Origin of the sequence: Gordonia sp. L191 (assembly GCF_030077625.1) — a bacterium.
Lineage (GTDB): Bacteria > Actinomycetota > Actinomycetes > Mycobacteriales > Mycobacteriaceae > Gordonia > Gordonia polyisoprenivorans_A.
The window spans coordinates 813,053-838,818 of record NZ_CP125996.1 but is presented as its reverse complement, the minus strand read 5'-3'; the positions used below and the strand labels follow the sequence as shown (position 1 = coordinate 838,818).

General features: G+C 67.0%; 18 protein-coding genes. 7 read left to right on the top strand and 11 right to left on the bottom strand.

Going from position 1 to position 25,766, the window contains the following annotated elements; all coding sequences use genetic code 11:
- Window positions 1–3: 3 nt before the first annotated feature.
- The 9 genes from QNM97_RS03875 to QNM97_RS03835 all read right to left on the bottom strand — a co-directional run bounded on the left by QNM97_RS03875 (window position 4) and on the right by QNM97_RS03835 (window position 16,881).
- Window positions 4–1,572, bottom strand: a complete 1,569-nt coding sequence (locus QNM97_RS03875) for a PfaD family polyunsaturated fatty acid/polyketide biosynthesis protein (protein ID WP_283821667.1) — start codon at window positions 1,570–1,572, stop codon at window positions 4–6.
- Window positions 1,569–3,707 carry a hotdog family protein gene (locus QNM97_RS03870; protein WP_283821666.1) on the bottom strand — a complete coding sequence of 713 codons (2,139 nt, stop codon included), beginning with the start codon at window positions 3,705–3,707 and terminating at the stop codon, window positions 1,569–1,571. The genes QNM97_RS03875 and QNM97_RS03870 overlap by 4 nt, the downstream gene beginning before the upstream one ends.
- The gene (locus tag QNM97_RS03865) at window positions 3,704–10,747 is read right to left on the bottom strand and encodes a type I polyketide synthase (protein ID WP_283821665.1); all 7,044 of its coding nucleotides are present in this window, start codon (window positions 10,745–10,747) and stop codon (window positions 3,704–3,706) included. The genes QNM97_RS03870 and QNM97_RS03865 overlap by 4 nt, the downstream gene beginning before the upstream one ends.
- A 68-nt stretch (window positions 10,748–10,815) precedes the next feature.
- A complete protein-coding gene (locus tag QNM97_RS03860) occupies window positions 10,816–11,427 on the bottom strand; it encodes a GDSL-type esterase/lipase family protein (protein ID WP_283821664.1) in 612 nt (203 codons plus the stop codon).
- On the bottom strand, window positions 11,424–12,659 hold the full coding sequence (locus QNM97_RS03855; protein WP_283821663.1) for an NAD(P)/FAD-dependent oxidoreductase: 1,236 nt from the start codon (window positions 12,657–12,659) through the stop codon (window positions 11,424–11,426). The genes QNM97_RS03860 and QNM97_RS03855 overlap by 4 nt, the downstream gene beginning before the upstream one ends.
- 226 nt (window positions 12,660–12,885) lie before the next feature.
- A complete protein-coding gene (locus QNM97_RS03850) occupies window positions 12,886–14,487 on the bottom strand; it encodes an AMP-dependent synthetase/ligase (protein ID WP_283821662.1) in 1,602 nt (533 codons plus the stop codon).
- An 86-nt stretch (window positions 14,488–14,573) separates the two neighbouring features.
- A complete protein-coding gene (locus QNM97_RS03845; RefSeq protein ID WP_079928961.1) occupies window positions 14,574–15,494 on the bottom strand; it encodes a LysR family transcriptional regulator in 921 nt (306 codons plus the stop codon).
- Between the two features lie 109 nt (window positions 15,495–15,603).
- Window positions 15,604–16,344, bottom strand: a complete 741-nt coding sequence (locus tag QNM97_RS03840) for a tyrosine-protein phosphatase (RefSeq protein ID WP_283821661.1) — start codon at window positions 16,342–16,344, stop codon at window positions 15,604–15,606.
- Window positions 16,345–16,353: 9 nt separating this feature from the next.
- Window positions 16,354–16,881 (bottom strand): TIGR04338 family metallohydrolase, encoded by a 528-nt coding sequence (locus QNM97_RS03835; RefSeq protein WP_283821660.1) that lies wholly within the window; start codon window positions 16,879–16,881, stop codon window positions 16,354–16,356.
- Between the two features lie 74 nt (window positions 16,882–16,955).
- On the opposite strand from QNM97_RS03835, the gene QNM97_RS03830 reads away from it, so the two are divergent.
- On the top strand, window positions 16,956–17,909 hold the full coding sequence (locus QNM97_RS03830) for a hypothetical protein (RefSeq protein WP_283821659.1): 954 nt from the start codon (window positions 16,956–16,958) through the stop codon (window positions 17,907–17,909).
- Between the two features lie 4 nt (window positions 17,910–17,913).
- On the opposite strand, the gene QNM97_RS03825 is transcribed toward QNM97_RS03830, so the two are convergent.
- A complete protein-coding gene (locus QNM97_RS03825; RefSeq protein ID WP_283821658.1) occupies window positions 17,914–18,756 on the bottom strand; it encodes a DUF2786 domain-containing protein in 843 nt (280 codons plus the stop codon).
- Window positions 18,757–18,898: 142 nt separating this feature from the next.
- Between QNM97_RS03825 and QNM97_RS03820 the strand changes: the two genes are divergently transcribed.
- The 4 genes from QNM97_RS03820 to QNM97_RS03805 all read left to right on the top strand — a co-directional run bounded on the left by QNM97_RS03820 (window position 18,899) and on the right by QNM97_RS03805 (window position 21,920).
- The gene (locus QNM97_RS03820; RefSeq protein ID WP_283821657.1) at window positions 18,899–19,363 is read left to right on the top strand and encodes a hypothetical protein; all 465 of its coding nucleotides are present in this window, start codon (window positions 18,899–18,901) and stop codon (window positions 19,361–19,363) included.
- Entirely contained in the window at window positions 19,360–19,692 is a 333-nt protein-coding gene (locus QNM97_RS03815; RefSeq protein ID WP_283821656.1) for a winged helix-turn-helix domain-containing protein, read from the top strand. Before QNM97_RS03820 ends, QNM97_RS03815 begins: the two co-directional genes overlap by 4 nt.
- Window positions 19,693–19,813: 121 nt before the next feature.
- A complete protein-coding gene (locus tag QNM97_RS03810) occupies window positions 19,814–21,382 on the top strand; it encodes an amino acid permease (protein WP_283821655.1) in 1,569 nt (522 codons plus the stop codon).
- A gap of 121 nt (window positions 21,383–21,503) precedes the next feature.
- The gene (locus QNM97_RS03805) at window positions 21,504–21,920 is read left to right on the top strand and encodes a hypothetical protein (RefSeq protein ID WP_244332317.1); all 417 of its coding nucleotides are present in this window, start codon (window positions 21,504–21,506) and stop codon (window positions 21,918–21,920) included.
- 31 nt (window positions 21,921–21,951) lie between these two features.
- Here QNM97_RS03805 and QNM97_RS03800 read toward each other — a convergent pair whose 3' ends face one another.
- Window positions 21,952–22,905 carry an L-lactate dehydrogenase gene (locus QNM97_RS03800; protein WP_283821654.1) on the bottom strand — a complete coding sequence of 318 codons (954 nt, stop codon included), beginning with the start codon at window positions 22,903–22,905 and terminating at the stop codon, window positions 21,952–21,954.
- Between the two features lie 289 nt (window positions 22,906–23,194).
- Between QNM97_RS03800 and mdo the strand changes: the two genes are divergently transcribed.
- Entirely contained in the window at window positions 23,195–24,466 is a 1,272-nt protein-coding gene (gene mdo, locus QNM97_RS03795; protein ID WP_208792325.1) for an NDMA-dependent methanol dehydrogenase, read from the top strand.
- A gap of 146 nt (window positions 24,467–24,612) precedes the next feature.
- Entirely contained in the window at window positions 24,613–25,758 is a 1,146-nt protein-coding gene (locus QNM97_RS03790) for a MadB family AAA-type ATPase (RefSeq protein WP_283821653.1), read from the top strand.
- Window positions 25,759–25,766 lie beyond the last annotated feature (8 nt).

Genomic DNA, 25,766 nt, shown 5'->3' with positions numbered 1-25,766 from the left:
GCCTCACACCTGCGGCCGTACCGCCGTGACCGACCCGGGCAGCCGGACCCCGGCGGTGCGCAGCGCCGCGACCCGCGTGACGATCGCGGTGCCCCGCATCAGCTCTGCGGCCACCTCGGCGACCCTCCGTTCGCCGACATCACGGAGCCGGGTGTCGGCCACCCAGCGATTGAACGCCCCGAGCGCCGGACCGCACCAGATCTGGTAGTCGGCGACCCGCTCGGCGTCGCCACGGATCGCCCAGCCCGACGACAGCCCCAGATACCAGCGGAAGATCAGCGCCATCCGTCGTTTCGGGTCGTCTGCGGCACCGGCGAGTTGGCGTGGATCTCGTTGCGTGAAATAGTCGACGCACTCTGCCCACACCTCGGCGCACGGGCGTCGGAGAATGGTCTCCTCGATCTCCCGGCGCGTCTCGGGCGGCATCGACTCGATCCCGTCGTGGTCACGATAGAACTCGAAGAGCCGGTTGGCCCGGGCCGCGAACATCGTTCCGCGGCGCAGGACCTGCACCTGCACGCCCATCTCGAACATGTCCGAGGAGGCGGCCATCGCCACATCGGCCACATCGGCGGTGCCGAGAAAACGCTTGGCCGTTGCCGATTGGTCTGCTTCGACGCATGCCTGGTTGATCGATCCGGTCACGACGTAGGCTGCACCCATCGCGAACGCGCCGGCCAGCGCTGTCGGGGTTCCGAGCCCGCCTGCGGCGCCCACTCGGACCGAGGAGGCGGCGGGGAACTCCGATGCCACGCGATCCCGAGTCGCGATGAGGTCGGGCAGCAATACCGGTAGCGGCCTACGGTCGGTGTGCCCGCCGGAGTCGGCCTCGGCGGTGATGTCGTCGGCGACCGGGATGCGCCGCGCCCACTGCCCCTGTTCGGCGGTGATGTGGCCGTCGGCGACGAGGGCGTCGATCATCGCCGGTGGCGCCGGACGGAGAAACAACTCGGCGACCTCTGAGCGGGAGACCTTGGCGATCAGACGATGTCGTGGCGTCACCCCGTCGGGGCCGAGGTGGAGTCCGGCCAATCGGTACCGGAGGATCGCCGGGGTCAGCGACATGAATGCCGACGCCTCGACGCAGCGCACCCCGTGTCGCAGGCAGGCATCGACGATGGCGTACTCCAGAGCCGGCTCGCTGGGGCTGTGGATCAGGTTGCACGCGTAGGGGGAGTCACCGAGGGTGCCCGACAACTCGGCCAGCGCGGCGTCCACGCGTCGCGGCAGCACGCCGGCCGCGCCGTACGAGGCGAGATAACCGGCGCGCGACATCGCCACCACCATGGACACCGAGGAGATCCCGTTGGCCATCGACCCCGCCGCGTATGCCGACCGCACGCCGTGAAATCGTCGGAACTCGCTGTCCCCCAGCATCTGCGGCGGTAGTGGTGGCACCGCTGCCAGCACCTGCGCATCTGTCGCGGCTGATGTCGCACCGAGGCCGCGTGTGCCCTGCACGATCCGGCACGGCTGCTCGAGGTCGTGCAAAACGGCCCGGATCGTCGCCGTGGTGTGGGCGATGGTGTCGTCGGTACCCGACGGCACGCCGGAATGCGTGGTGAGGGTCATCGCTGAATGGCCTTTCGGTCATGGAGTTCGATTCCGAGATCGGTCAATTCGTAGATGCGCAATCCCGGTTTCCACAGGGAGGCGTCGACGACCACGACCACCGCGTGCTCACCGACGTGCACCGACTTGATGTGCACCTCCACCTCGCACTGTTCGTCGGAGGGCAGGAACTGTCCGCGATACTTCCAGCCGAACGCGACCCCGGTGGGGATGGCGAATCCGGGTTCTGCGTAATCGCTTCCGTGGCCGGCGTCGATCATCCATTCCTGAACGGCCTGGACGACCGTCTCCACGCCGAGTGATCCGGGAATCACCGGATCGAGGTGGAAGTGCCGCTCGAAGTACCAATCGTGGGGATCGATCGGCCGGATCAGGTGAAGACAGCCCAGGCCGAATTCGCCGCCGCCGTCGACGACGTCGACCCAGTCGAGCAGGGCGAGCTTGCCCACCGAACGCGGCATCCGGTCGGTGGCGCCGCGGCGCGCGGCAACGTCGATGCGCCGGGTGCGCGGCCGGACCTGTTGCGCGGCAATCCAGCTGGGACGAGTGATGCCGGCATCGAGCCCGGTCTGGGTGGCCAGCGCCTCGTCGCTGAAGTAGCCGAACAGCGTCTCGCCGCTGTAGAGGGTTTCGCCGTCGACGCTCAGCGTGTAATCGAAGGTCTGCAACGACGATCCGGGCAGGATCGTGGTGGACAGCAATCGCGAGTGTTGACAGATCGTCTTGTCGCGGAGGTCGACCTGACGGTGCAGTGTCGCGGTCCCACCGAGATTGCGCAGACTGGCGGTTGCGTGTGGGTCGACGAGCGTCGGCCCGGCGTAGTACCCCATCAGCAGGGCCGCCTGCAGGGACGTCTCCATGAAGACGAAATGCGGCATCGACTCGTTGGCCGTGTCGGCGAAATACCACGAGTCGGCCGGCGCGTCGTACTCGGTGTCGTACGCCGCAGGACCGAATTCCGCTGTTTGCCTGCTGTTCTCATTTCCCGAGTAGTCGACGACCCGGTCGACCAGCAGCAGACCTCCGGTGGGCAATCGGGTGGCGCGACGGCCCGTGTACACACCGAACTCGGGACCGAGCGCGAGTGCCTGGTCCCCACGCGACAGGTGTGCCATGTGGAATTCGTTGAGCAGGACACGACGACCGTCCCGACTGGTCCGGGCCGACGGGGACGGCGCACCGCCGCCGGCTCGGGGACCGATGTGGGTTCCGGGACGCTCGCGGAGAAGGACCTCGACCTGACCGTGATCGTCCTGAGACACTCCGTCATCGGTCACCCCGGCGTCAGCCGCCACGACCTCGGCCACGAGATATGGGCGCGGAAGCAGATCGATCTCGCGGATCCCGAGCCGGAAGGGCCCGGCGGGGAGATCGTGCGACGACCTCAGGGCGACGTGAGCGGTCGGGTTCGGCAGGCAGTCCGGCAATCCGACGAGAGCCGCGAAGATCACCGCCGCGACCTTCACCGCGTCCTGCGGCGAGGCTCCGCGGGCCGGTGTGGCACTTAGGGCGCCCAGGCCGCGGGAGCCACCACGCACGGAGATGTCGGTGACGACGTCGACGGCCACCGGTCCGGGGTATCCGGCCCGCGCGAGCAGTGCGGGGAGTTCGGCGGGACGCAGGGTTGTCGCCGAGGGACGGCTGAGAGGTTTGAACGCGCCTTCCGGCGCACTCGTGAGTGCTCCCGCCCGATGGTTGCCACCCGACCCGTGTGTGTCGCCCGACGCCGGCGCCGGGGATTCCGAAGCACTGCGCGAGAATCGATTTCCGGACAGTGCGCGATCGACGAGGGCGCGCTGCAATGCCGTCTGTGCCCGTAGGGCCGCGCGATGTGCCGAGAGCACCCCCGCGGCGAGGTCGGCGACCGAATCCGTCATCAGCCCCGGCGCACCCACCGGGCCCGCTCCCCCCGCCGGACCGGTACGGGCCGCGGGGATCGGGGCGACCCGGGTGGATACCGGCTCGACGGGTTCGTCGTCTCTCGGCGCCTGCGGCGAACCACCGGCGAACGGGTCGAACACCGGGCCGTCGAAGGCGATCAGGTCGAGAGCGGCGTCGTCGTCGTATGTGATGTCGTCGAAATCGGTCTGGTCGACCGTGGTCTCATGAAGAGTGGTCTCGTCAAAAGTGGTCATGGATTCCATTGCCTCACTGAGTCACTGAACTTGTCGGAGAGATCGGCGGTGGTGACCACCGTGACGTCACCGAGGTGCGCGAGCATTGTGTGTGCGGTGTCGTAGACGGTGACGTCACAGATCACCTGGGTGTCGGCGACCCTCGGGTGGCCGGCGACCACCAGGAACGGGTCGGTATCGGGCAGCGGGTGGAGGTGGGTCCACGCACCCACTCCGAGCGGCAACCAGGCCCCACCACGGAGTTGATGGCCCAGCACCGGCGGTACCTGCAGCACCAGATCGGCGAGTACGGGATCGTGCAGGGCACCTCGGTAGGCGTCGATGATCACCGAATCGTCCGGCGGATCGACCGGTTGCGGACGTGAGCACTCGACGATCACCGTGTCCGGGGACGGCCGCCAGATCTGCCGCATGCCCTGCAGCGCGGGTCCGTGGAATTGGGTGGCATCGCAATACAATTCGTCGCCCGAGGCCCCCGTGCCGAAGTCGTCGGGCAAGGCCACGACCGATAGGTCCGGTCCGGGTGCCGAATCGAAGAGGCTCGCCCGATACCGCGGTACCGGGCCTCGGTCGGCGGCGGTGGTGATCGATGCGACGAGCCGGCCCTGTGCGGGAACGATCTCGACGTTCGGCGCCTCGAGTGGAGCATCGTCGAACACGATGCCGCGCAACACCTCGAATCCCTCGACGCGGCGGATGGTCCGTCCCGGTGCACTTCGTTCGGCCACGCCGATCATCGCACCGATGGCGAAGGTCGCGGGCAGAACCGGATGCGCACCGATGCGGTGTGCCATCAGCACGGGCTGCCGCGCGAGTTCGGCGAGCGATCGAACGACCTCCACCGACCGTTCGGGTTCGATTGTGGGGCAGAGGGATGTGTCTTCCCCGATGAGAACCGCGGTGTCGTCGCGTCGGTGGTGCCCGTACTGTTCGGTGAAGGCACGCACGCCGACCTCCGGCGGTAGTAGGGTCACCCCACGCGCCACGAAGTGGGCACGAAGCGACTCGTCGACCATCCCGGCGTCCCACGCTCCCCAGTCGATCGCGGTCACGTGACGGTCGGGGTGGCGAGCCTTCCACCGCGCGGCGAAGCGCACCAGCGCCTCATTCGCCACGGCGTAGTCGGCCTGTCCGGCATTGCCGTACAGGCCCGCGACCGAGGTGAACAGCACCAGGCTCCGCAGTGGTGAGTCGTCGGCATCGGCACTCAGCGCATCGAGGACGGCACCGAGACCGAGGAGTTTCGGCGCGAACACCGAGCGGATCTGGTCGCGTGTCTTCGACATCAGGGGTGCGTCGGCGAGCACTCCCGCACCGTGCACGACAGCGGTGATCTCCGCTCGGAGCGGGGCCAGCGCGGCAGAAACCGACTCCGCATCGGCGATGTCGGCACTGACGTAGCGCACCCGAGGCGACGGGCCGTCGGTGCCGAGTCGGCGCAGGAGCGCGGCGATCTCACGTCCGGCCAGCACTGCGGCACAGGACCTCCCGATCTCGGCCGGTGTCGGACGAGAGGAGGCCATCGCAGCGATGGCTGCGGCACGCAGCCCGGCGTCGGCGACACCCCGCGCCCATTCCGGTTCGTCCGCGAGGGGGGTGCGGCCCATCAGGACGAACCGTGCGTCGCAGCGTTCGGCGAGCGCCTCGACACACAGCGCGGTGATGCCGCGTGCACCACCAGTGACCACCACGACGTCGTCGGCCGTGAGCTGGTCGACCTCCGGGTTCTCCGCGATCGGGGTCGACGAGTGTCGGTGGTGGCCCCGGTGCGGCACCAGGGTGCGCCGCCGCCCCGCTGCGTCGATGCCCACCTCGACGACGTCGGTCGCGCCGTCGGTGATCTCGGCCAGCACGTGTCTCGCACACCCCTGCGCGTCGAGCCGCTCATCCACGTCGAGCGCCCGGACGAAGAGCGCGGGATGTTCGGCCGCAACCGTTTTCACCAGACCGCCGACGCCGGCGGCACTCGCCGACACCGCGTCCGGAAGTGGGCCGCAGCCGCGCAGTACGTCAGCCGGTGCGAGCCCGAGGTGACCGTCCACCGCGGTGACAGTCACCAGCCCGGCACGACGTCCGGTGTGCTCGGCCCGTGTGACGAGCCCCTTCACCACGGTGCCGGCGGCGAGAATCGCCTCCTCGAGCCGAGCGGCCGTCTCGGCCAGTCCACCCATCGCCGACGCATCCTCATCGGTCCCGGTGGGGAGCACCATCACGCACAGGTCCATCGGTTCTGGCACCACCGAACCGTCGCTCGGGGCGCCCGAGTGGTCGGGGGCGTCGGGGGCGTCGGGGGCGTCGGGGGCGTCGGGGGCGTCGGGGGCGTCGACGAACAGTCGGGCCGACTCGGCGACCCGCCAGCCGTCGGCCCGCAATGCCTCGGCGATGGCTGGCGCCCGGTCGTCGAAGACGCCGATGCCGAGGACCACGGCGACGGGCTGATCGCCGAATGGGCGGACGGCCGGATCGATCGGCGGCAGCTCTGCCGTCGCAATGAAGTGGCGCCGAACAGCGGGGTCCGACGTCGGTGCCCCGTCACGCGGGGCCTCACCTTTTGGGTCGGCATCACCACCTGTGGTCAGCAGTGCGACGATCTGATCGAGGGAGCGAGCCGTACCGAGTTGTTCCGGACCCAAGCTCGGCAGCTGCGGGAACCGCGCCTGCACCCCTCCGAGAACCTGTACCCGCTTGATCGAATCCACCCCGAGATCGGCTTCCAGATCCATTGACGGATCGACCATGTCCACCGGATACCCGGTCCGCTCGGCAACCACCTCACGCAGCGCCGACCGCACATCGTCGGCGGTCACCGCCGTCGTCACGGCCGGATGTTCCGGCGCCATCGGTGGCGTCGGGACCGGATGAGCCAGTGCCGGCGCGGTCGACGGATCCACCGCGAGGAGCGCAACGATCTGATCGAGCGAGCGAGCCGTACCGAGTTGTTCTGGACCCAAGCTCGGCAGCTGCGGGAACCGCGCCTGCACCCCTCCGAGAACCTGTACCCGCTTGATCGAATCCACCCCGAGATCGGCTTCCAGATCCATTGACGGATCGACCATGTCCACCGGATACCCGGTCCGCTCGGCAACCACCTCACGCAGCGCCGACCGCACATCGTCGGCGGTCACCGCCGTCGTCACGGCCGGATGTTCCGGCGCCATCGGTGGCGTCGGGACCGGATGAGCCAGTGCCGGCGCGGTCGACGGATCCACCGCGAGGAGCGCAACGATCTGATCGAGCGAGCGAGCCGTACCGAGTTGTTCTGGACCCAAGCTCGGCAGCTGCGGGAACCGCGCCTGCACCTCTCCGAGAACCTGTACCCGCTTGATCGAATCCACCCCGAGATCGGCTTCCAGATCCATTGACGGATCGACCATGTCCACCGGATACCCGGTCCGCTCGGCAACCACCTCACGCAGCGCCGACCGCACATCGTCGGCGGTCACCGCGGTCTGCTCGGCAGCCTGCTCGGGCGAGGTCGGCTCGGGCGAGGTCGGCTCGGGCGAGGTCCGTTCAGGGGACGCCTCCTCGATGTCGGCGGGTGAACCGACGGCCGGCGCGTCGGTGGTCCGGTGACCCTGTGCCTGCGACACAGCCGGTTTCACCGCCGACGGGGCGAGGGCCGCGGGGCTCGGCTCCTCCCGCATGATGTCCATCGACGGTGCGGGCGAGGTGCGCATCGGAACGGTCGGCGCGGCTCCCTGGTCCAGCGCGACGATCTCGGCAATGACCTCGCTGGCACGAATGTGCCCCTCGCTGATGGCAATTCCGTGCGTGCTGACCGCGCCGATCGCGGCGAGCGTCGCCGGGTCGGCGTGGGGTTGCGCAACCGCCTGCGCCAGTTCGCGAGCCAGGGTCAGCTGCCCCTCCAGATAGCCGCGGTGGGTGTGCAGGTGATCGGCCAGGAGCGCACCGAGGTCACCCGCCGGGGCTGCGACCTTCTCGGCGGCAGGCCGTGTCGGACTGACGGTGACGTCGGGGGCGGAGGGGATCTCCATGGTTATGTCACTCTCTGTGGGTTGTGCGAGCGTGGTGGCAGCGATCGGCGGCGCTTGTGACGAGACGTCGACGGCGGTTCCGTTCGGACGGCCCGCCGTCGACTGTGCTGCCGCTGACTGTGCTGCCGCTGACTGGGCCGCCGTTGACTGGGCCGCTGTTGACTGGGCCGCTGTTGATTGGGCACCGATTCGAAAGCCGTCCTGGAGCGCATCCTTATAAGCCTGCTTGCGCACGGCGGGAACGTATTCCGGCGCCGACAGGGTGACCGTCATGCCCGTCGACGGTCGCGGCGCCACCGGATCGGAGGCGTAACGGTTGATACCGGTCAGGGGTGCACCCAGCACCGCGAGGTGAACAGCGGCACGCTTGAGTGCCACGTCACTGTCACCGAGCGGACCCGCGTCGGTGGGTATCGCGACAACGTCGTCGAGAGTGCGGTCGACCAGTGACGTCAGCACCTTCTTGGGGCCGAACTCGATGAAGACATTGCACCCCGCGTCGGCCATCGCCGACAACGCCGCGGCGAACTCGACCGGCCGGCGCAACTGGCCGACCAGGGTGTCGCGGTTGCGTTCGATGTCATCCCCGTAGTGCGCGCCAGGCGAATTGGCGTACACGACCCCGTGTGGAGCACTGATTGTCGCAGCCTCGGCCGCCGGGCGAAAGGCATCGACCGCATGGTCGACGTAGGGGGTGTGGAAGGCCGCCGACACCGGCAACTGCCGAACGTTGAGACCCGCATCGCGCGCGTCGGCGGCAAAGCGCTCGACCGCGTCCGTGCCGCCTCCGACGACCACCTGGTCGGGTGCGTTGTGGTTACAGAGCCAGATGTCGTCACGACCGTCGAGCATCTCCTCCACCCGGTCACGGTCGGCCGGAACGGCGAGCATGGTTCCTCGATCGCCGTCGCCGGACGGTGCCATCGCCGCTCCACGGGCGCGCGCGAGCGCATGGAAATCGTTGTCGCTCAACGATCCCGACGCCCACAGCGCGGTGAGTTCACCGAAACTGTGTCCCGCGAAGTCGGTGACGGACAGACCGAGCTCAGCCAGGAACCCGAACTGCCCCGCAGCGAGGGCACCGATGGCGGGCTGCGCGAATTCCGTGCGACGCAACATGATTTCCTGCGCCTCCCGGTCCTCGTCGGTGAACGCCGGCGGCGGATACACCACCGAGCCCAGTCTCGTCGAAGCGCCGGCGAAGACGGCATTGGCATCGTCGAAGGCACGGGCGAGCGTGGGCACGTTGAGTGCCGCGGTGATACCCATGTCCACGTACTGACTGCCCTGACCGGCGAACAGCGCGGCGACCCGCAGGTCGGGCATCGCCGCGGCGGCGTAGTAGATCCCCTCCGGGTGCCGCCACGACGACGCGCCGGGCTGCGCGATGAGTTGCTCGACGGTCACCTCCCGCAGATACTCGGCGTTCGCGTCGTCGGACGAGACGAAACCCACGCGTACCTCGTCCGCCGGGACGTCACCGTCCACCGGCGACTCGGTGCGCACCCGGTCGATCAAGGTGGCCACGTCCGGCGCATGCCACAGGTGTGCGCGAGCCACCGAGTGCAGTGGTCGGGTCGCGCCGAGCGAACCGGGTGCCTCCTCGAGTACGACGTGGAAGTTGGTGCCACCGAACCCCATCGCCGATGCGGCCGCACGCCGTACCGGCCGGTGGGGGTCACGAATCCACGGCCGGGTACGTGTATTGACGTAGTAGGGGCTGTCGGCGGTGATCGCGGCGTTCGGTGCGGCGACGTTGATGGTTCCTGGCAACACCCGATGATGCAGTCCGAGAGCCAGTTTCATCACACTCGCGGTGCCCGCTGCCCCCTTGGTGTGGCCGATCTGCGATTTCACGCTTCCGACGGCGGCGAACCGGGTCTCCGACCCGTCGGCGAGAAGCTCGCCGAGAGCGGTGAGTTCGGTGCGGTCCCCAACCGCGGTTCCGGTGGCATGCGCCTCGAACAGCTCCACCGACGTCGGCGAGCATTCGGCATCGGCGTACGCGCGCCGCAATGCGACGAGTTGTCCCTCGGCGCGCGGGGCGTAGATGCTCTTGGACCGGCCGTCGCTGGAGGACCCCAGACCACGGATGACGGCGTAGATCCGGTTGCCATCGCGCTGCGCGTCGGACAGCCGGCGCAGCGCCAGCATGGTGATGCCCTCGCCGAGCAGGGTGCCGTCGGCGTTGTCGGAGAAGGGCTTGATCGCGTCGGTCTTCGACAGCGCGCCGACCTTGCTGAAACACATGTAGATGAAGATGGAGTTCTCGGTGTCGACGCCACCGGTGATCATGGTGTCCGCGCGTCCGTCGACCAATTCGGCCACCGCGGTACGGATCGCGGCGAGAGACGCAGCGCATGCGGCGTCGACGGTACAGTTCATTCCGCCGAGACCGAGCCGGTTGGCGATACGCCCGGCCACCACATTGGCGAGCAGCCCCGGGAACGAATTCTCCTCCCACGGCGCGAACGCCGCGGTGAACTTCTCGGCAAGACGATCGGCATCGTCGTCGGAGATCCCGCAACTACGCGCCGCCTCTTTGAGCACCGGGGTGGACAACCGTGCGGCCAAGGGATGCATCAGCGGAACGGGCCCGGTGGTGCCGAGCACCACACCGGTACGGCTCGGGTCGTACCACTCGGAGCCGGGCGCGCCCGCATCGAGCAGAAGATCGCGCGCCACACCGAGACTCAGCGTTTGCATGGTGCTGGTGACCTCGAGCTGATTGGGGGGCAGCCCGAACTCCAACGGATCGAATGCAACATCCGGCAAGAAGGCCCCGCGTCGCGAATAGGTCTTGTCCGGAGCGGACGGATCGGCATCGAAGTAGTCGTCGAGGCTCCACCGTGAGTCCGGCACCTCGGTGGTGCAGTCGACGCCGTCGACGATGTTCTGCCAGTACTGGCCCAGATCGGCCGCCTGCGGCAACAGCCCGGACATACCGACGATGGCGATGGGATTGCGCGCGAGTCTGCGCTGGACATGACGATCGGTGTCGGCGCCGGTGGGCGCGCCGACATCGGCGGAAGGCACGGTGGTCACGGGTTCTCCTTGGCGAAAGTGAGTGCAGGTCAACGCACGCACGCCGGGGCATGCGCGGTGCGGGTTGGTCAGGCGGCGACGATCGTGCCGGTACGCGCCGACACCGCCGCGACGGCCTGTTTGGCGAAGTCGGCGTGCCCGCGTGGGCTCGGATGCAGCCCATCGGGACTCCACATCTCCGCACGGGTCCACGCGCTGTCGGCGGCGAGATCGATCAACTCCGTGCCGGTCGTCGCGGCGACACCGGCCAACAGATGATTGGCCTCGGCGAAGCGGGCGCGCAGCAGGTCCCGGAATCGGTCGGGTACCGGCAGTCGCGCAGGAATATCCGGATAGTTGGCGGTGAACACCACCGCTCGCGTCGCGGCGAGGCGGGTGAAGATCGTCTGCAGGTTGTGTTCGAACCGTCGCGGGTCGTAGTCGCTGACGACATCGTTGACACCCACCACCACCCCGACGACGGCGGCATGGGTGGCGAGTTGGCGCGCCGCATGCCCGAGTTGCTCGTCGAGCACCGTGGTGGTGGTCGCCTGGTGGGCACCCAGGTTGAGCACACGCGATGCCGGTACCCCCAATTGCCCCGCGAATCTCGGGACCCAACCGTGGAAAAGGTTGCCGCGCAGATCTCCCCGCCCCTCGACGAAACTGTCGCCGAGGGTCACCACACCAGCGCCACTCATGCCGGCACCAGATGCCGGTCGGCCTCGGGCAGGTCCACCTCGCGGTACAGCTCCGCGAGTGCCTCCGGATCGAAGAACTCTTCTGCGGAGATCCCGCCGCCGATGTGGCCGAAGAACTTCTTGGTGTAGCGCGGACTGTGGCTGGCGGCGCGGAACACCGAGTCGTGATACGGCGTCAGGGAGAGGTCGGAGATGGCGACGGTGAAATCGAAGCTGTGCACGCTCGCGGCGTCACGTTCGAGTTCGTACGATTCGAGCGCCTCGGCCATCGGCCGCGCGCCACCGAAGCCCTCGGTGATCCGATCGGCGAGCAGTTCCGCGTTCTTGAACGCGTCGGTGATACCGAGACCGGTGAATGGGTCCTTGTGGTAACCGGCGTCGCCGACCAACGCCCATCCGGGTCCGTGGGAACGACGGAAGTAGTTGTCGGGGTAGAGCATCGGCCGGAAAGGCTCGGCTCGCTCACCGCTCTCGCGCAGTTGTTCGCCGTACACCGGGTCGACCGCATCGACGATCTCCTGCACACCGGCATCGGGATCGGCACGGAAGCCCCGGAATCGGTCGCGGCGGCGCATCACCGCGACCAGCGAGAGACCGTCGTTGGTGGGCCACGACCCGAACTGCTGCTCGCCGAATCCGGTCCGGTGCTGCATGCCCCAGTCCAGGCCGCTGTAGTAGGAGTAGAAGATGAAACATCCGGCAGGAGCGTGCTTGTACATCTGTGCGCCAACCAGTTTGGCCACGGTCGATCCCGCTCCGTCGGCGCCGATCACCAATGGCGCCCGGAACTCGACGGATCGCCCGTCACCGTCGCGGCCACGGATTCCGGCCACCGAGTCGTTCTCCTCGAGGAGGTCGGTGACGGTGAATCCCTCCATCACCTCCGCGCCGGAGCGTCGTGCCGCGTCGACGAGTATCTCGTCGAGAACGGTGCGACGCGGACAGTACACGGCGTCGATCCCGCTGATCGGGTCGGCGAAGCCGGCGAGAGTGATGTCGGTGTAGGTGAAGTTGAGATGACGGACCGGCGGACATCCCGTGGCCACCACCGTATCCAGCAGATCCCAGTCACGCAGACGTGCCAGTCCGGCCTGGTGAATGTAATGGGTCGAGATCGTGTCGCTCGGAAAACGGGCCCGGTCGACCGCCAGCACGCGGAACCCACGGCGAGCGAGCAGCATCGCGAGGGGTGCACCTGCCGCCCGGGCGCCTACCACAATGACGTCATACATCGGAAAGTCCTTTCGCTGTTCGGTTTTGGTCGCCCTCGGCTCGTTCGGTCCAGGCCGGTAGGGTGATGCCCACAGCATGCCTCCGGCGGAATGGGCACGCCCGGACGAACAACGCTTGCCCATCGCACCATTGCTGCGCCCTATCGTTCCCTCGCCGAACCCGGAGTGGGTGTGTACACACATCCTTCTTCAAAAGAGGACACCCGGTGGCCCCGACCACGGACGGTCAGGCCGTCCGTCCGGTGGCCGTCCCGTACAAGGCGTCGACGGCGTCGGAGTACGCGGCCTCGATCGCCGCCCGCCGAAGCTTGAGCGAGGACGTCAGCAGACCGGATTCCACGGTGAAATCACCGGGTACGACCAGAAAGCCACGGATCGCCTCGGCCCGCGACACCAACGAGTTGGCGTCGTCGACACCCTGCTGCAGCTCGACGCGCAGATCGTCGTCGTCGAGGCCCGGACCGCTGCCGGTGGCCGCGCACCAGCGTTCGTGCGCAGCGGTGTCGAGCGTGATCAAAGCGGTCACGAACGGTTTGCCGTCGCCGATCACGATGCAATTGCTGACGAGCCGATGCAGCCGGACCCGGTCCTCGAGGACCGTCGGTGCAACATTCTTGCCACCGGAGGTCACCAGGATTTCCTTGCGCCGACCCGTGATCTGCAGATAGCCATCATCGATTCGACCCAGATCACCTGTGTGCAACCACTTCTTGGAATCCACCATGTGCTGCACCGATGCCGACCCCCAATACCCGGGACTCACATTCGCGCCACGAACCAGCACCTCGCCGTCGTCGGCGATCGCCACCTCGGTGCCGGGGATCGGGCGACCCACCGTACCGATCCTGTTGGTCGACGGTGCGCTGACCGTGACAGCGGTGGCCGCCTCGGTCATGCCGTAACAGTTGAGTATCGTGACTCCGTGCTGCGCGAAGAATCGCGCCGTGGACTCGTCGAGCGAGGCACCTCCGGAGATCACGAAGCGCAAACGAGAACCCCATCGGTCGGTCGACGGGGTACCGTTGTCGGCCTTGCGCATCTTCTCCAGCGCATACGGTACGAGAGCGAGAAAATCGGGCCGAATCGAGTCGAGCCCGGCGATCAGTTGCGGAATTCCGGGAAACAGATGAGTCGAGGTGCCCGCGAGTAGACACGCGAACAGGATCGTCTGGCCGAATACGTGGGACAGCGGGAGTCCGAGTGCGGTCACGCCGTCGAAGATGCCCTCGGTCTGCTTGACGGTGTTTGCCGCGGAGGCATACATGTTTCGGTGTGTGATCATTGCGCCCTTGGGCGCGCCCGTGGTCCCGGAGGTGTAGACGATCATCGCGAGGTCGTCGGCGCGCACCGCACCGATCCGTTCGAGCAGTTCGGGATGCCGCGTGGGCTTCCAGGCGGAGACCTCGGCGAACAGCCACGGTTGCCCGGCGCCGGCAAACCTGAGCCGTTCGAGATCGTCGTCGGTCTCGCCGAAGAACGCGGTCGCCCCCGAGTCGGCAACGATGTGCGCGATCTGCGCCGCCGACGAAGTGGGGTAGATCGGGACGATCACGCCTCCGACAGCGAGCACCGCCAGATCGATGATCGCCCAGTCGAGTCCCGTGCGTCCCAGCACCGCAACCCGATCACCCGCTCCGACACCGCAATGCAACAGCGCGCTCGCGACGCGCTCCACGTCGGCAATCACTTCTGCGCGACTGTGACGACGCCGGCCGTCACCGAGTGACAGCTGATCCGGACCACGGCTGGACACCTTGGCGACCATCGGATACAACGAGCACGGGTCGGGTAATTCGAGTCCCGGGCCGGTGAACGAAATAGGTTTCATACCACCGATTTTCGTCGTATCCCGACGGTGGGGCAACGGCCAAATAGCTACCGCGCGAACGAAATCGCCTATCGTCGTGGACGAATTCAGCCCACCATGCGGTGCTCTTCGGGACCGTTCACCTCGATGCAATCCAGAAAATGTGCCACTGCAGCGTTCGTCTCCTCCGCACGCCACACCGCATACAGGTCGAGCACCGGAACCGGATCGACCAGTTTCACCGCAACGGGGTCCGGTCCGGTGGCACCGAGCCCGACCGCAACAGCACGAGGCAACGACGCGAACCCCACGAGGGGTTTGGCAGTGACCATGTGGGCGGTGGCACCCGGATCGTCGGCCGACTGGGCGACGCTGACCTCGATGCCGCAATCCGCGGCCGCATTGAAGATCGCGTCGTACATCGCCGGGGTCTGGTCACGGCCGAACATCAAACACTGTTCGCCGGCCAGATCGGAGAAGCGGACCACCTTGCGGCCGGCCCAGCGGTGGCTGCGGCCTACGATGGCCACGATCGGGATGTTCGCAAGAAGTCGGCGGTGCCGGAAGTGCGCCCCGTGCGGACGCCCATAGGCCAGCGCCAGATCGAGCGACCGGTCCACGAGACCGGCGAGTTGGGGCCCGGTTCGCTTTTCCCACAGCGAGATCGAGATGTCGGGGTGCTCCCTGCTCATCCGTGCCATCGCGTACGGGAGGATGTAGCGACCCGCGGGCATGTTGTAGCCGACGTTCAACGAGCCGCACAGTCCGGCCGCGGTCGACTGCGCCGAGCTGGCCGCCTGCTCCATCTGCCGCATGATGAGTCGCGCGTGCGCCTCGAAGTCCTCGCCCGCGGAGGTCAGTCGGACCTCGTGTGAGTTTCGAACGACGAGCTGCACCCCCAGAGACTTCTCCAGTTTCTGGAGCTGAGCGCTCAGTGAGGGTTGCGTGAGATGAAGGCGCGCTGCCGCTTTGCCGAAGTGGAGTTCTTCGGCGATGGCGATGAACGAGGCCAGGTGTCTGAACTCCACGATGCCACCCCTCACGTGTCCGGAGTCGATTCGGATCAACCGTAGCGAGAGGTAGTAACGTGCGGTGAACAGCAGGCCACAACAGCTGGTGGATATCGCGTGGTTCAGGTCACATGACCACGCGCCCCCTATACCGCCCGAGCGTGTCTGCGTCGACGCCACAGGCAGCCAGGTAGCCCGCCGGATCACCATGTGCGGCGATCATCGCCTCGTCGGCCGCACGCAGATACTCGGTGCGCACACCCAGATAGTCGGTGGGGATGTCCGCGTCGGGATACCGGCGCGCGAGCATCGCCCGCAGATCCTCGACCGTGTCGTTGCTGCGCAGGTAGTCGGATTCGATGGCGTCCTCGACGACACCCGCTGCACGCAATGCGGCAGCCACCGCCCACCCGGTGCGGTCCTTGCCCGCCGAACAGTGCACCAGGACAGTTCGTCCGAGCGCGACCGATTCGATGATCGTTCGGATCGCCCGCCCGGCCCCCTCGAGCGCCGGGTATGTGCCGTAGACCTCGATCAGGTGCTCGCGCGCAGCATCGGCCGAAAAGGTCCGCGACGACCTCGGGATGACCGGATTCTGATGGAACGGCAGAACCAGCCCCTCGATGTGATCGGGCAGCGCATCGGCGCCCTCTGCCTCACACTCTCGGGCCGACCGCAGGTCGATGACCATGTCGACGCCGAGGCGGTCCAACGCATCTCGGCCGGCGTCGTCGAGCCGGCCGAGATGCGCCGAACGGAACAACAGGCCGCCATTGACCGTGCGGCCGTCGGCGGTCGGCAGGCCCCCGACGTCGCGCACGTTGAAGGAACCGGGCAGCTCGATCCGACCGGGAGAGGAAACCGTCATGACCTCACGCTAAGGCATGTGCCGCGGGCTGTCGTTCCGGCGTTCTGCGCCGACGCCCGAGTCGGTCAGCACCACGCGATAGACGAAGGCCGCCTCCGGCCCTAGGACGGCACCGACGAGGTCGGTGAGGGTGACCACGAAAGCCCGGCCGTGCGCCGGTCCGGTCCCGTCGTCGAGGTGATGTGCCACCTCGTGCAGGATGACCAATTCCCGGAGCGCCCAGCGCCCTTCCCGGGAGTCCGGGATGGCGATCTCACCGATGTCGCGCCGGTATTCCGCCGCCCGGTACCCTCCCCTGGCCCGGACCGTCACCGGCTCGGATGCGCGCGGAAAGCGTTGTCGCACCGAGTCCATCGTCAGCACCCGCTCGACGTAGGAGCGCACCGACTCCACCGAGGAGAACAGCGCCTCGGCGGGCAACGTCAGCTCGGTGCCGGCGATCTGCACCGTTCGCGCCGAGCCCGCCCGATCGAACATCCGGTGCACCAGCCGCTCGGCCTCATACAGTCGGGACCGACCCGAATCACGCGCAGTCATCGACTCGATGCTAATCGGACCCCCGCACGCCGACGGTTACGATCTCCACAGCCACGACATGAGGGAGACGGCCGATGAAGCCAGGGGTGTCCGGCCACGTCGAGCGATGGCGTGGGCGTGCCCGCGACCTCACCGATCGGGCCCTCACACTGCCCGGCGCGTCGGTGATCCTGCGGATCGTGCGCGAGCTGGCGACGGCAAGCCTGTCGGATCGGTCGATGACGCTGTCGGCACAGGCGTTCACGTCGGTGCTGCCGATCGTCATCCTGCTCACCACCCTGCCGGTCGGCCGCACCTATCTCGACGAAGCCCTGAACAACCTGGGCGTCAACCCCACTCGACTCGACGTGTCCCTGTCGACGTCGACGACCACCGCATTCGGTGTCGTCGGCGCACTGATGACGATCGCCGGTGCGACGTCGCTGGCCCGTGCCCTGGGGCGCATGTACATGCAGACGTTCCGGGTGAACAGACTCTCGTGGCGCGGCTGGTGGCGGTGGGTGGTGGTCATCTTCCTCATCCCGGTCGCGGTGATGGTGCAGGGTCTGATCACCCCGCTCGGCGACATCAGCATCTTCGGAGTCCACTACCACGGTGTCAGGCCGCTCGGTCTGGCGATCGTGGTCCTCGCCTCCTTCGTGACGTGGTGGGCGCTGTGGACGGTGGTGCCACGCCTGATGGTCTCGCATCAGGTGCCGATGCGTCTGCTCGCGGTCAACGGCGCCCTCACCGGCGCGCTGATCACGGTGTACCTCGTCGGCAGCCGAATCGTGTTGCCCGAGACCGTCCCTGCGACGCTCAATCGTTTCGGCACCCTGGGCATGGTGTTTCTCGCGATCAGTTGGTTGTATTTCTACGCCGCGATCCTCGTCGTGAGCGCCACCGTCGTGCATGCCGTCGCGACCGACGACGGCGTGTGGGGCAGACGCGTCGGAGCGTTCACCGGGGTCCCCGTCCCCGCGCCCGTGCCACCGAGCCCCTTCGCCCTGCCCGATCAGCCGGCGGCGGCCGACGATCGACATCCGTGACGAGTCATCGTTCGAGAGCTCCTCGGGGTGCCCCGAATTCGGGGTCGGCGCCGATCTTGGCGCGTCGTCCCGCTCGGTCGCCGGCGCGCCGAGCGCCCTCGGAGTATCCGGCCGAGGCACTCGTGGGACGCCACGTGCCGCGCGCCTGGGATGCACTCTTGTAGAAGTCGGTGACCTCGATCTCCTTGTTACGCAACACGATGGCCGTCGACGTCGACGGTCGGCCGTCACCCGCGGGCGTCGACTCCGCGTCGGCGGCGATCGCCTCCTGTCGCTGTTCGTCACGCGCCTGCGCCAACCTGACGCCGATCCGCTCGGCGAACGCCGACTGGAAATTGAGCCGCGCGGTGATGGGGGCCAGAGGCTTTCGCTCCACCACCTTCCGCGTGTGCCAGCCCTGACCGCGCCGCACCACCCGGGCCGACGTCTCGTTGCGGTAGTCGCCCGAGCGGAGGTAGGCATCACTGGCCGTCACCATCTGCACCACCAGGGACGTGTACAGGGCCTCACACGTGTCGATGTCGGATTCGAAACCGTACGCGAGGACGAACGTCGAGTTGCCGGCGACGTCGACGGTCACATCGTTGGCCCGCGCGATCGCCACGAACAACTGCACGTAGGTCTTCAGTCCACGTTTGCCGGTCTCGCCGATGGCGATCTGCCGCGAGATCGGGGTCGTGGTTCGGGAGGCCGGATCGTGGGCCCGCGCCAGCGCCAGGTCGATCGCCGAGGCGGTGGCCAGCCGCTGTGCCGCAGCCATGAACGTCTCGGCCTCGTGTGGGTTGTCGGTGTTCTCCGCCTGCCGCAGGAGCCCGGCGATTCGGGTGAGCAGTTTGTCGTCGCGCATATGAATCAGACTATTTCGACGGCCGATCGGTTCCACTCGGCGCCGAGTTTTTTTCGGTCGAGTCGGTCACCCCTTGACTTTCCCAGTAGGAAAGCGAAAACTACTTTCCAGGCAGGAAACCCATGAGCGAAAGCAGGCCGCCATGTCCGACATCACTCCCGAGCAGGCACGAGCCGCACTCACCGACGTCGATTCCGCTCGTCGGCGAGTCGCCGACGAGGTCGGCCTGCCGCAGACCTATTGGTCGATCATGGGTGCCGGCTGGATCGCCCTCGGCGTCCTGACCGACGTCGCCCCGGCGTGGGTGGTCACCGTCGCCACCGTGGCCTTCGGCGTGGGGCATTCCATCGTCGCCTCCCGCCTGCTCGACGGTCGACGCGCGCGACGCACCGTGCAACTGCGCCGCTCCGTCACCGACCGCCGCATTCCCCTGATCGTCATCGCCATCCTGCTCGTCGCGGTGGCTTGTACCATCGGCCTCGGCTTCGGTCTCGACGCCGACGGCGCCACCCATGCCGCCACCTGGGCCGCGCTGATCGTCGGTGCCGCATTCGGCTTCGGCGGCAACACCATCTTCACCACGATCCGTCGCCGGGTATTGCCGTGACCGTGCCACGCTTCGACGAGATCATCCACCCCAGTACCCGCCTATCCCTCGTCGCGACCCTCGCGGCCACCGACTGGGCCGAGTTCTCTTACCTGAAAGAGCGACTGGCACTGTCGGATTCGGCACTGTCCAAACAACTCACCACTCTCGAGTCAGCCGGTTACGTCAGCACCGAGCGCCCGTCGACGGGGCGACGCCGTACCGTGCGCGCCCGGCTCACCCCGACCGGACGCGAGGCGTTCGACGGCCATGTCGCCGCACTCCGCGCGATCGTCGACCAGCCGCATGCCGACTCCTCGCCGAGCCCGACAGGTGAGCCTCGCCCATAAACGGCAAATCGGATCTATCGGATATCGGGCAGCGGTACCCCACTCCCGGGCTTATCGTCTGCACTGATCACCAGTGCAGCAACGGCGCTTCACCTCTCGGCCGAGACGATGGAGGCGCGCCATGCCCGAAGGGCACGAAATTCTCAACGAGGACGAGGCCCACCTCGCCCGGCTCGGCTACACCCAGGAACTGCACCGTTCGTGGTCGGGCTTCTCCAATTTCGCGATCTCGTTCTCCATCATCTCGATCCTGTCCGGATGTTTCACCTCGTTCGGGTTGGGCTGGAACAACGGTGGCCCCGCGGCCATCGCGTGGGGCTGGCCCATCGTGTCGGTGTTCATCCTGCTCATCGGCTTCTGCATGGCCGAACTCGTCTCGGCGTATCCGACGTCCGGCGGAATCTATTGGTGGGCATCCAAACTCGGCGGCGCCAAGGCCGGCTTCTACACCGGTTGGCTCAACCTCATCGGGCTGGTCGCCATCCTCGCCTCGGTGGCCTACGGCGCGGCGACCTTCGTCGATCTCACCATCGGCACATTCAGCGAATCATGGTTGGCCGGTTACAGTCTCACCCGGGTGTTCATCATCTTCGTCATCATTCTCATCGCCGCGGCACTGATCAACATCTTCTCCGGGCATCTGCTGTCGATGATCAACAACCTGTCGGTGTGGTGGCACGTCTTCGGCGCCGCGGCAGTGATTCTCATCCTCTTCCTGGTGCCGGATCAGCACGCGTCGTTCTCCGACGTGTTCGCCCGCACCGTCAACAATTCCGGGATCTTCGGCGGTGCCACCTCACACGCCGGATTCATCCTGTACGTCCTGCCGATCTCGGCGATCCTGACGCAGTACACGATCACCGGCTACGACGCGTCGGCCCACATCTCCGAGGAGACCAAGGGCGCCGCCGGTGCTGCGGCCAAAGGAATCTGGCGCTCGATCGCCTATTCGGCGATCGGCGGCTGGATTCTGTTGCTCAGCTTTCTCTTCGCGGTGCAGGATGCCGATGGGGTGTCCAAGAGCGGCGGCGCGGTGGCGACGATCTTCACCCAGGCACTCACCTCCCGGTGGGCGGGTGTGGTGTTGTTGATCTCCACCGCGGGGCAGTTGTTCTGTACGGCCGCCTGCCAGACGAGTGCGTCGCGGATGATGTTCGCCTTCAGCCGCGACGGCGCCGTTCCCGGCCACCAGATCTGGAAGCAGGTGAACACCAAGGGGATTCCCGCCTACGCCGTCATCGTCACGGCTGCGGTGGCCGCGATCATCACTCTTCCGGCCCTCGTCGCCGTCGACATCAACGGCGCACCGGTCCCGGTCGCGTTCTTCGCGGTGGTCTCGATCGGCGTCGTCGGGCTGTATCTGTGTTTCGCGGTGCCCATCTACTTCCGTTGGCGCGCAGGCGATTCCTTCGAATCCGGGTCGTGGACACTGGGTTCGAAGTACAAGTGGATCGCCCCGCTGGCACTCGCCGAGATCGCGTTGACCTCGATCATCGCCATGTTCCCGACGTCGTTGGGCGGCATGCCGTGGGACCCGGGATTCGCATGGAAGTACGTCAACTACACGCCGCTGCTGGTCGGCGGCGCCCTCGTCGCGCTGTACGTGTACTGGCACCTGTCGGTCAAGAAATGGTTCACCGGCCCGGTGACACAGGTCACCGCCGATCCGGCCCTCCTGCAGGAAACCTGACCGGGCCACCCGCCCCCGACAATCCGGACGCCCGGCCCGGGCGCCGACCGTCCATCGTCGCCGCACCAGTAACGTCGTGGCCGAGACAGGCATGTGACGACGGGAGCACGACATGGGGTCGATGACGATACGGCGTGCGGTGGCCGTGCTGGCGATCTGCTGCGGCGCCCTGCTACCCGCGGCATGCGCGCGCCCCGACGACCCGACGGGCGCCGACACCGCCTCGCGCAGCGTCGACAACAACGTCAATCCACGCACGCTCACCAACACCGCCGACGAGGTGGCACGGCAGGGATTGCCCGTCACCAATCAGCACAATGTGACCGCACAGGTCTGCCCGAGCGCGGGGTGTACCTCGGCCCTGGCCACCGATCAGTTCACCCTGATGCAGTTCCAGACCACCGGGCGCGCCGAGATCTATCTCGGCGCCCACCTGCAGTCGTTCCAGGTCCTCAACGTCGTCGTCGACTTCCCGGCCGGCACCTCCGCCGACCAGCAGAAGCGCTACCAGAACGCCATCCAGACCGCGCTCGCCTGAGCGCGGCAGATCCGGTGCCGATCGGCAACCGTCACAAACCGAACTGTTTCTGCATGTTCCGCAGGGTGTCCGCCGAGGCCATCAGGCCCGCACGTTCGGTGTCGTCGACGCTGACGTCGAGGCGTTGGGCACATCCGGTGCGATCCACCAGCGACGGCAGCGACAGGCACACGTCGTCGAGGCCCTCGAACCCGGTCGCCAGCGTCGAGACCGGCAGCACCCGGTGTTCGTTGTTGAGCACCGCCTCCACGATGCGGGTAGTGGCCAGGCCGATCGCGTAGTTGGTGGCGCCCTTGCCATCGATGATCTTGTACGCGGCGTGCACCACCTCGTGCGCGATGCGCCGACGCACCTCCTCATCGATCGGCTCGTAGCCCGGTAGCGGCTTCCAGTCTCGAAGCGGGACGCCACCGATGGCCGCCGAGCTCCACAGGGGAATCTCCGAATCGCCGTGCTCGCCGGCGATATAGGCGTGCACGTTCTGCACGGCCACCCCGGCGTGCTGGGCGATGAGGAACCGCAGGCGCGACGAGTCGAGCACCGTGCCCGACCCGAACAGCTGATTGTTGGGCAGCCCACTGATCTTCAGCGCCGCATTGGTGACGATGTCGACCGGATTGGTCACCATGATGAACACCGCGTTCGGCGCGGCCTCCACGGCCTTGGGCAGGATCGCCCGCGTCAGACCGATGGTCGCCTCGGCGAGTTCGAGCCGCGACTGCCCGGGCTTCTGCTTCGCGCCCGCGGTGAACACCACGACGTCGGAGTCGGCGACGACGTCCATGGTGTCGCCGCCGATGATGTCGGTGCGCGGCACGAATTCGAGTCCGTGCGACATGTCGAGAACCTCGGCCTCGACCTTGGCCGTGTTGATGTCCATCAACGCGATGGTGCGTGCCACGCCGCGGATCAACGACGCGTAGGCGACCGCCGTACCCACCGCACCGGCCCCGATGACCGCCAGCTTGGTACCCCGAGTGTTCATCACTACCTCCGCGTCGATCGGTCCCGGCAACGTACGTGTCCAGTCCTATCCCATCGACCCCGACGCTGCCGTGTAACGCCCACACCCGTCATCGGGTCTTCACCTCGTCGGCAGTCGCACGCACACGACGGTCACACCCGCGACGGGCTCGCCCTGTCCGACCGGACAGTTCCTCACTCACCTGCTGGACTGAACATCTGATTATGTGTTCAGGTGTTCTTGTGTGAAGTGTGATGCCGACGACATCCTCGAAGTGTTACCCCACAGCGACGCAAGGAGATCGACCGTCATGGCCATCGAGCTGAACCAGATCTGGGACTTCCCGATCAAGGATTTCCACCCCTTCCCCAACGCGAAACTCGGTGTCGGCGCCCACGACATGCTCGGGGTCGAGGCCAAGAACCTCGGCATGACCCGTGTCCTGCTGATGACCACCGGTCTGCGCGGATCGGGAATCATCGAAGAACTCGTCGGCAAAATCGAATACCAAGGTGTCGACGTCGTTCTCTACGACAAGGTCGAGTCCAACCCCAAGGACTACAACTGCATGGACGCCGCGGCGCTCTATCAGAGCGAGAAGTGCGACGGCATCATCTCCGTCGGCGGCGGCTCGAGTCACGATGCCGCCAAGGGCGCCCGGATGGTCATCGCGCACGACGGTCGCAACATCAACGAGTTCGAGGGATTCTCGAAGGCCACCAACAAGGAGAATCCCAAGCACATCGCGGTTTCCACCACCGCGGGCACCGGCTCGGAAACCTCGTGGGCCTATGTCATCACCGACACCTCCGACATGAACAAGCCGCACAAATGGGTGGCCTTCGACGACACCTGCCTGGTCGATCTGGCCATGGACGACCCGCTGCTCTACTACAGCTGCCCCGAGCACTTCACCGCGTTCTGCGGTTTCGACGTGTTGGCGCACGCCTCCGAACCGTACGTCTCGCGGCTGGACTTCGCGCCGTCGCTGGGCAACGCCAAGTACTCCATCGAGCTCATCCGCGATCACCTGCGCACCGCCGTCTACGAGCCCCGCAATCTCGAAGCGCGGACCGGCATGATGCACGCGCAATACATAGCGGCCCAGGCGTTCAACTCGGGCGGCCTCGGACTGATCCACTCACTCTCGCATGCCGTTTCGGCGTTCTACGACAGCCACCACGGACTCAACAACGCGATCGCACTGCCGCGCGTCTGGGAGTACAACCTGCCGAGCCGCTACGAGCGCTACGCCGACATCGCCGCGCTGCTCGGCGTCGACACCACGAACATGACCACGGTGCAGGCCGCCGACGCCGCCGTCGAAGAGGCCATCCGGCTCTCCAAAGACCTTGGCATTCCGGACAATTTCGGCCAACTCAGCGTCGGCAGCTACGAGAAGAACCGGATGAACACCGGCAAGTACGAGGGCCGCGGCGATACGATGGACACCTCCGACAAGCAGATCCGGGCGATCGCCGAGCACATGATGGACGACTGGTGCACGCCCGGCAATCCGCGCGAGTGCACCGTCGAGTCGCTGATCCCGATGGTCACCCACGCCATGACCGGAAGCTACTGACCATCGGTCGCCGGCCACACAGACCGGGAGCCTGAGCAACTCCCGCACCGTGGGTCGGTCCGGGCGAGGACGAGACCTGTCCCTTCGCCCGGACCGACCCGCACCTTGCCCGCATGAGCTGCTGAGCTGACCCACGAAGAGGAGTCATGTCCGAACCCTCGACCCTGCCCACCACACCGGTATCCCTCGACACCGTCGAGAACCTCGCGGTCGACTCCGTCGAGAACCTCGCGGTCGACACCGTCGATGATCTCATCCGTGGACTCGACGAGCAGGGCTACGTCATCGATTCCGATCTCGCAGTGGTGGTCCATCTCGCGACGCTGCTGGACCGGCCACTGCTTCTCGAGGGGCCCGCCGGCGTCGGCAAGACCGAACTCGCGAAAGCCCTTGCCGCAGCAACTGGTCGGGATCTGATCCGATTGCAGTGCTATGAGGGACTCGATGAGGCACGGGCACTCTACGAGTGGGACTATGCCCGGCAGCTGTTGCATGTGCAGATGCTGCGCGATCGCATCAGCGCCGACCTGGCCGCCGAACCCGATCTGTCGGCCGCCTCGGCGGCGTTGGCCCGCAACGACATCGGCGTGTACACCGAGGACTTTCTCGTCGCCCGCCCGCTGCTCGCCGCGATCCTGTCGGCAACACCGACGGTGCTACTCGTCGACGAGGTCGACCGCACCGACGAGGCGATGGAGGCGGTCATGCTCGAGGTGCTCGCCGAACGACAGGTGACGGTACCCGAGCTCGGTACCTTCACCGCACGTTCGGCGCCATGGGTGATCTTGACCTCCAACGACACTCGCGAACTCTCGCCCGCTCTCAAACGCCGATGCCTGCACTTTCAGGTCGGTTATCCCGACGCGGCCCGCGAATGCCGCATCGTCGGTGTGCGCGCACCCGACGTCGAGGAGTCGGTGATCGCCGAGGTCGTCGATCTCGCGCGCCGCCTGCGTGACCTACCCCTGCGCAAGAGCCCGTCCATCGCCGAGGTCATCGACGCCGCGCGGGCCGCTTCGCTGCTCGGCAGCACCGGTGACGACAACCGGGCTGTCGCCGATCGCACACTCCTGTCGTTACTGGTCAAATTCGGCAGCGACCTCGAACTCGCCCGACGAGAACTCGATTCCCCGTCGGGTGAGAACTCCGATCCCGCAGAGGTGGGTACCGACGGAACCACGGCATCAGGCTCGGTCACGGCCACCGCGTTCGGCGCCGGACGTGCCCGCAGTTCCACGCACCAGGCGTCCTCGCGCCGGTCTTCGCCGCGCCAGTCTTCTCAGCATCCCTGACCGGCCGA

What these genes read in the sequence shown, in the direction of transcription:
- QNM97_RS03875 (WP_283821667.1), bottom strand. Translation starts at nt 1,572, where the DNA reads ATGACCCTCACCACGCATTCCGGCGTGCCGTCGGGTACCGACGACACC.
- QNM97_RS03870 (WP_283821666.1), bottom strand. Translation starts at nt 3,707, where the DNA reads ATGACCACTTTTGACGAGACCACTCTTCATGAGACCACGGTCGACCAG.
- QNM97_RS03860 (WP_283821664.1), bottom strand. Translation starts at nt 11,427, where the DNA reads ATGAGTGGCGCTGGTGTGGTGACCCTCGGCGACAGTTTCGTCGAGGGG.
- QNM97_RS03855 (WP_283821663.1), bottom strand. Translation starts at nt 12,659, where the DNA reads ATGTATGACGTCATTGTGGTAGGCGCCCGGGCGGCAGGTGCACCCCTC.
- QNM97_RS03850 (WP_283821662.1), bottom strand. Translation starts at nt 14,487, where the DNA reads ATGAAACCTATTTCGTTCACCGGCCCGGGACTCGAATTACCCGACCCG.
- QNM97_RS03840 (WP_283821661.1), bottom strand. Translation starts at nt 16,344, where the DNA reads ATGACGGTTTCCTCTCCCGGTCGGATCGAGCTGCCCGGTTCCTTCAAC.
- QNM97_RS03835 (WP_283821660.1), bottom strand. Translation starts at nt 16,881, where the DNA reads ATGACTGCGCGTGATTCGGGTCGGTCCCGACTGTATGAGGCCGAGCGG.
- QNM97_RS03830 (WP_283821659.1), top strand. Translation starts at nt 16,956, where the DNA reads ATGAAGCCAGGGGTGTCCGGCCACGTCGAGCGATGGCGTGGGCGTGCC.
- QNM97_RS03825 (WP_283821658.1), bottom strand. Translation starts at nt 18,756, where the DNA reads ATGCGCGACGACAAACTGCTCACCCGAATCGCCGGGCTCCTGCGGCAG.
- QNM97_RS03820 (WP_283821657.1), top strand. Translation starts at nt 18,899, where the DNA reads ATGTCCGACATCACTCCCGAGCAGGCACGAGCCGCACTCACCGACGTC.
- QNM97_RS03810 (WP_283821655.1), top strand. Translation starts at nt 19,814, where the DNA reads ATGCCCGAAGGGCACGAAATTCTCAACGAGGACGAGGCCCACCTCGCC.
- QNM97_RS03805 (WP_244332317.1), top strand. Translation starts at nt 21,504, where the DNA reads ATGACGATACGGCGTGCGGTGGCCGTGCTGGCGATCTGCTGCGGCGCC.
- QNM97_RS03800 (WP_283821654.1), bottom strand. Translation starts at nt 22,905, where the DNA reads ATGAACACTCGGGGTACCAAGCTGGCGGTCATCGGGGCCGGTGCGGTG.
- mdo (WP_208792325.1), top strand. Translation starts at nt 23,195, where the DNA reads ATGGCCATCGAGCTGAACCAGATCTGGGACTTCCCGATCAAGGATTTC.
- QNM97_RS03790 (WP_283821653.1), top strand. Translation starts at nt 24,613, where the DNA reads ATGTCCGAACCCTCGACCCTGCCCACCACACCGGTATCCCTCGACACC.